Here is a 6,117-nt window from a genome sequence, read left to right as displayed (position 1 = left end):
GCTGATGGCTTTGTTTTTTGTGTTAATTTTGACAAAAAGCCGGCATTTGCAAGCTCGTTGTTATTAATACCAAAAAGAAGGTATGTACTATGTTAATCACAGAATTGGGCTACTTTGCGCTGATTTTGGCGTTGGTGCTTGCGTTATTGCAGGCAATTTTGCCCACTGTTGGGGTCATAAAAAACCAAGTGCAGTGGCAGCGTCTTGCGCCAAGTCTCTCGGTGGCGCAGTTCTTGGCGATGATGTTTTCATTTTGTGCATTGGTCGCAGGTTTTATTTATAATGATTTTAGCCTGGTGTATGTGGCCAGCCATTCTAATAGCTTACTGCCTTGGTATTATAAGATATCAGCGACTTGGGGTGGTCACGAGGGATCGCTGCTGCTGTGGCTGACGATTCTTGCGACTTGGTGCATGCTGGTGGCGGTGTTTAGCCGTGCCTTGCCTTTGGATATGCGCGCTCGCGTGCTGTCTGTATTGGCGATGGTGCAGGTGATGATGCTGCTTATGTTGATCTTTACTTCGAATCCATTCGATCGCACCTTGCCGAATATCCCCGTGGATGGCACGGATCTAAATCCACTGCTTCAAGACCCTGGTTTGATTTTCCATCCGCCAATGCTCTATATGGGCTATGTGGGTCTGGCGGTGCCATTTGCCTTCTGCATGGCGGCGCTGTGGGCAGGGCGATTGGATGCGGTGTGGACGCGTTGGTCTCGCCCGTGGACGGTGGCTGCTTGGGGCTTTTTGACATTAGGCATCGCGATCGGTTCTTGGTGGGCGTATTATGAGCTTGGCTGGGGCGGCTGGTGGTTCTGGGATCCTGTGGAGAATGCTTCCTTGATGCCTTGGCTTGCGGTGACGGCACTCATACACTCTTTGGCAGTGACTGAGAAGCGCGGTGTGTTCAAGGCATGGACGATGATGTTGGCAATTTTCTCGTTTGCATTATCGCTACTAGGTACTTTCTTGGTTCGTTCGGGTGCGATTACTTCTGTGCATTCTTTTGCAGCAGATCCTACGCGCGGTGTTGCGATTTTGGCAATTTTGGGTGTGGTGATTGGTGTGGGTCTATTGATGTTCGCTTTACGCGGATGGCGATTGACGGTTGAGAGTAATTACCAGCTCAAATCTCGTGAGACGGTATTGGTGATTAATAACATCATCCTGCTCGTGGCGACGCTCGTGGTGCTGTTGGGTACGCTATATCCGATGCTGGCAGATGCCTTTAAATGGGGTCAGGTGTCGGTGGGCCCTCCGTACTTTAATGCGTTATTTGTGCCGTTGACGTGGATTTTGCTCGCCTTTATGGGCATTGGTTCAAACCTACGCTATAAATATGACAGCCGTCCATTATTAACGACCATCATCACTTGCGCGGTGAGCGCGCTCGTGCTTGGTGCTGTCGTGGCCTATATGATGGGCATGCTAGAAGAATATGCGCATTTTGATTATGCTGCATACATCACGGCGGCGCTTTGTGTGTGGGTGCTTGCCTTTATGGTGGTGGATATCAAGGATAAGACGCGTCATGCCAAGAGCCTTGGTGAAGGCTTAAGAAAGCTTACGCCAAGCTACTATGGGATGCAGCTTGCTCACATTGGCGTATTGGTGACTGCGCTTGGGGTGGCTGGCGTATCAGCGATGAGTCTAGAAAAAGACGTCGCTATGACCGTGGGCGATAGCGTACATGTTCAGGGTTATGATTTTTATCTACAAGAATTTGATGAAGTTAAAGGGCTAAACTACGATGCCACACGTGCAACCGTACAAGTCAAAAAAGCCGATAAACTCATCACTACGTTATACCCTGAGAAGCGTAATTATGTTGTGTCAATGATGCCGATGACAGAAGTTGGCATCCGTCCAAGCTTATTGAACGAGCTGTACATCGCATTGGGCGAGCCGATTGTCGATGCTTCGGGTAACGCCAGTGACGACACTTGGGCGGTGCGTGTGTATGTTAAGCCGATGGTGCGATGGCTATGGCTTGGGGCGATATTGATGGCACTCGGTGGACTGATTGCCATGTTCGATAAGCGTTACCGCATTAAGAAACTTGATAAATCTCTCATCCAATCTCGCTCGACCACAGGAGGCGATCATGGCAGCATCTAACAAACGCGCTTGGATTTTTATTTTGCCGCTTTTGATTTTTATTTTGGCGATGGTGATGTTTTATTTCCGCCTTGGCAAAGAGACGGATGTGAAGATCACTACTGCGATGAATAAACCTTTGCCGCAATTTAGCCTGCCTTTATTGTCTGATACCACGCGTACGATGACGAATGCAGACCTACCAAAGACGCCATTTCTACTGAATGCTTGGGGTTCATGGTGTCCGACTTGCTTTGTAGAGCATCCGTTTTTGATGCAGTTGCATGCTCAAGGTGTGCCTATGATTGGCATGAATTATAAAGACGAGCTGCCTGATGCGCTAGGTTATCTTAACGAGCACAAAGACCCGTTCATCTATTCGATACAAGATTTAGATGGTAGCTACGGTCTGGATTTGGGATTGACGGGTGCGCCTGAGACTTTCGTTGTGGATGGGCGCGGCATCGTGTTCAAGCACGTCACAGGCGAGATTAACCAAGAAAACTGGAAAGCTCAGATTGAGCCGTGCATGATCGCACTTGCTGATGATAAGCTGACCGATGATGCCAAAATCAACGCGTGTAACTAAGAGGCTTACAATGAAAAAAATCATGATGGCGACTCTATTTATGGGTGTGGTGATGCAAGCGTCGGCAGGCATTGAGGTGTATGAGTTTAAGACGGCCGAAGATGAGACACGCTACCGAGCGCTCATCGAAGAGCTTAGATGCCCCAAGTGCCAAAACCAAAACTTGGCAGGTTCTGATGCGCCGATCGCCCTAGATCTAAAGCAAAAAACCTACGAGATGATTAATGACGGCCGCAGCGATACTGAGATTCGTGATTATATGTTTGAGCGTTATGGTGACTTTATTAGCTATAAGCCGCCTGTCCGCCCATCGACGTGGATTTTGTGGTTTTTTCCGCCGATTTTGCTTGTCTTATTGGTCGTCGGTTGGCTCTATAAAGCCAAAAAAGGTCGTACACCCATCACTCAAGACGCGCCCAATCAGCTGAGCAAAAGCGAAGAAGAACAGCTTAATAAGCTTCTAAATAACCATCAACACAACAAAACGCCAGAGGATAAATCATGACGCCCAGTTTATTGTTATTTTTTACATTGTGCGCGCTGTTGTGTGTGCTGATCTCGCTTGTGGTGATCTACCCTTGGTTAAAAGGGCGCGTGGTTAATGACAATCGCCTGATGTCAGTTAATGTCGAGGTGTTCAATAGCCGTATCGCCGAACTCGATGCCGATAAAGCAGCAGGGGCGATTGATGAGGTTTATTATGAAGCCCAGTCCACTGAGCTAAAGCGCCAACTATTGGCAGCGCAAGCCCAGTCGCAAAGTTATGCGCCTGTTGGCTTTAAGTCACGTCTGATTGTGATGGTGTGGATTCCGCTGTTGGCGGCGTTGGCGTATTTGACCACGTCTGATCGCACTTCTGTGTACAAGCTATGGGAAGCCAAAGACTCAGTGGGGCAAGTGGCTGACGATCTCTTGACGGGCAAAATTGACGTGCCGCCAGAATGGGCAACCAAGGACAGTGCTGCGCTGATCTCTGCCATGCAGACCAATGTTCATGCCAATGCCTTTGATGCCAATCGTTGGATGCGTCTGTCTGAGCTGTTCACAGCATTAGAGGCGAAACCGCAGGCGCTAGAAGCCTTGTCGCGTGCGCATCGCCTAGACCCTGATAATATCGAGATTGCCATGACTTATGCGCAGTCTAGCTTCTTTGTTAATAATGGTGCGCTTGATACGACAGCGCGTAATGTCTTGATTGATATTCTGCGTAAGAATCCCGATCATGAAGGTGCACAGATGCTGATGGCGATGGGCGAGACGCGTGCGGGTAATTTTACCAATGCTAAGGCATGGGTGCATAAACTTCGCTCAAAAATCGCCGCTTCTTCGGGTAATAGAAGCGAGGCATTGGCAAGCTTGGATGAGCTATTGGTGAACATCGAATCCCAAGAAGCTAAAGCGACCCAAGGCGTCAATGTGACAGTATCGGTGTCAGATCAGATGCTACCACAGATTAAAGAATCAGATGTGTTATTCATATCCATCTCTTCTGTTAATGGTGGTGCGCCTTATGCGGTGAAACGCCTGCCAGTGAGCAGCATTCGAGGCGGAAGCGTGGCTGTGTCGCTAAGCGATCTGGATGCCATGATGCCAACTCGCACGCTAACACTAGGGCGAGAAAGCGATGAATTGGTGGTGAATGCGCGCATCAGCCATTCTGGTGGCGCGGTCTCTGAGTCAGGTGATATGGCTGCCAATCCTGTGGTGCTTAACAAGACCCAAAATGCAGTTAATCTGACCATCTCGCAAATCATACCATAGCCCAAAAAACAGCGTTGAATGACGCTGTTTTTTATTGTGCACCCTAAAGGCGAAAAACAGACAACTTATCAAAAAGCACTTGAACAATCTTAATGGGTGGTTTATAGTGTAACATTGTATTGGCGGTGAGCCGTTTTTTAATTATTTGGAGAAAGAGCATGCTTCGTATCATCTTATTAGGACCACCAGGCGCAGGTAAAGGCACACAGGCGCAACTGATTTCAAAAGAATTCGGCATCCCGCAAATTTCAACTGGTGACATGTTGCGCGCTGCCATTAAAGAGGGTACCGAGCTTGGTAAACTTGCCAAAAGCGTCATGGATGCAGGTCAGCTGGTATCTGATGAACTAATAATTAATCTGGTGAAAGAGCGTATCGCACAGCCTGACTGCGCCAATGGGTGTATCTTTGATGGCTTTCCACGCACCATCGCTCAGGCAGAAGCTCTGGCAGAAGCTGGCGTTGATATTGATCATGTGATTGAGATTAGCGTTCCTGATGATGAGATTGTAAGCCGTATGTCAGGTCGCCGTGCGCACTTGGCATCTGGTCGTACTTATCACATCATTCACAATCCACCAAAGGTCGAAGGCAAGGATGATGTTACGGGCGAAGATTTGGTTCAGCGTGATGATGACAAAGAAGAGGTGGTGCGCGATCGCCTAGGTGTGTACCATGCTCAGACTGCTGCCTTGATTGGTCACTACCAGTCGGTTGCTAAATCAGGCGAGAATGCCCCAGAATACCACGACTTTGACGGCACCAAGGACATCAACACCGTGCGTGATGAGATCTTCGCTGTATTAAAAGGCTAATCTCAAGCTGATAAAAAAGACCTTGTAAATACGAGGTCTTTTTTGTGGATGGTTATTTTAATTTACCAAAGCATAGCCTTAGACTAAATGCCAAATTGGTCATGATAATGCGACATGATTTTATCTTGGATGGATTGTTGCAGATATGACAGGGCTTGAGGCGAGTTGTCTTTTAGGGTGTTGAGTGTGTGCGTGGTGGATAGTGCGTGCGCATTGGGCAGGCGCGTGTACCCATCACTGGGTTCGATGATGTATTCTTCTTCACTAAAATCTACGCTGATGAGTGTCTTGGCGGTGCTTTTGTGCAGAACATTGACGTTGCCGGCAAAGACGAAATTACCTGCCTCGGTACTTAGTGATTGGGCGATGTCTGAATGATAGGTCGCTTGTGACTCTTTGGCGGTATTAGTAAATGATAAATGCAGCGCCAATGGGAAGTCATCGCAGACGATGACGGTAGTGCCACTGATTTTGATGTGAGTGGCAGCTTGGATGGTGCCTGCGGGCAAGTCCAAAATCCGGCAGGCTTCTTGGGCGGTGACTTTCTCATTCATCATCTTTAATAAGGACAGATCAAGCGGTTTTTGTGTCTTGATGTCATCGGGTAGACTGTCATAATGCGCCAAAAACATCATGGGAAGATCTTTTTGGATGATGAATTTATCAATTTTGACGTTGTGTGTGCGAAAGATAAAATCAGGCGTAGTTAGTATGTCTTGCAAGATAAAAGAAGGCGTGTCGTTCATAAATAAATACTCAAAAATCTGTTTTTATTCTATCATAAAACCAAAGAAGGAGGGATAACGGTTCTCAAAAATTTCCAAAGCGAAGTGTGCAATAATTCAGCTACAATGCT

Annotated in this window: 6 protein-coding genes; 5 read left to right on the top strand and 1 reads right to left on the bottom strand. The window is 47.7% G+C overall.

Annotated features, from left to right (window positions below):
- Positions 1–89 precede the first annotated feature (89 nt).
- The 5 genes from GY683_RS00255 (at position 90) to adk (ending at position 5,261) form a co-directional block, all read left to right on the top strand.
- The gene (locus GY683_RS00255) at positions 90–2,117 is read left to right on the top strand and encodes a heme lyase CcmF/NrfE family subunit (RefSeq protein ID WP_297286847.1); all 2,028 of its coding nucleotides are present in this window, start codon (positions 90–92) and stop codon (positions 2,115–2,117) included.
- Positions 2,104–2,685 (top strand): DsbE family thiol:disulfide interchange protein, encoded by a 582-nt coding sequence (locus GY683_RS00250; protein WP_297286846.1) that lies wholly within the window; start codon positions 2,104–2,106, stop codon positions 2,683–2,685. Before GY683_RS00255 ends, GY683_RS00250 begins: the two co-directional genes overlap by 14 nt.
- Positions 2,686–2,695: 10 nt before the next feature.
- Positions 2,696–3,190 carry a cytochrome c-type biogenesis protein gene (locus GY683_RS00245; protein ID WP_297286845.1) on the top strand — a complete coding sequence of 165 codons (495 nt, stop codon included), beginning with the start codon at positions 2,696–2,698 and terminating at the stop codon, positions 3,188–3,190.
- Positions 3,187–4,446, top strand: coding sequence for a c-type cytochrome biogenesis protein CcmI (gene ccmI / locus GY683_RS00240; protein ID WP_297286844.1), 1,260 nt, complete (start codon positions 3,187–3,189; stop codon positions 4,444–4,446). The genes GY683_RS00245 and ccmI overlap by 4 nt, the downstream gene beginning before the upstream one ends.
- Before the next feature lie 158 nt (positions 4,447–4,604).
- The gene (gene adk, locus GY683_RS00235; RefSeq protein ID WP_297286843.1) at positions 4,605–5,261 is read left to right on the top strand and encodes an adenylate kinase; all 657 of its coding nucleotides are present in this window, start codon (positions 4,605–4,607) and stop codon (positions 5,259–5,261) included.
- A gap of 83 nt (positions 5,262–5,344) precedes the next feature.
- Here adk and GY683_RS00230 read toward each other — a convergent pair whose 3' ends face one another.
- Positions 5,345–6,007, bottom strand: coding sequence for a hypothetical protein (locus GY683_RS00230; protein WP_297286842.1), 663 nt, complete (start codon positions 6,005–6,007; stop codon positions 5,345–5,347).
- Between the last annotated feature and the right edge of the window lie 110 nt (positions 6,008–6,117).

The organism is Moraxella sp. (assembly GCF_024227015.1).
Classification (GTDB): domain Bacteria; phylum Pseudomonadota; class Gammaproteobacteria; order Pseudomonadales; family Moraxellaceae; genus Moraxella.
Note: the sequence above shows the minus strand (reverse complement) of the source record. Positions and strands in the feature narration are given on the sequence as shown.

Coding starts and splice junctions, on each gene's coding strand:
- GY683_RS00245 (WP_297286845.1), top strand. CDS start 2,696: ATGAAAAAAATCATGATGGCGACTCTATTTATGGGTGTGGTGATGCAA.
- adk (WP_297286843.1), top strand. CDS start 4,605: ATGCTTCGTATCATCTTATTAGGACCACCAGGCGCAGGTAAAGGCACA.
- ccmI (WP_297286844.1), top strand. CDS start 3,187: ATGACGCCCAGTTTATTGTTATTTTTTACATTGTGCGCGCTGTTGTGT.
- GY683_RS00255 (WP_297286847.1), top strand. CDS start 90: ATGTTAATCACAGAATTGGGCTACTTTGCGCTGATTTTGGCGTTGGTG.
- GY683_RS00230 (WP_297286842.1), bottom strand. CDS start 6,007: ATGAACGACACGCCTTCTTTTATCTTGCAAGACATACTAACTACGCCT.
- GY683_RS00250 (WP_297286846.1), top strand. CDS start 2,104: ATGGCAGCATCTAACAAACGCGCTTGGATTTTTATTTTGCCGCTTTTG.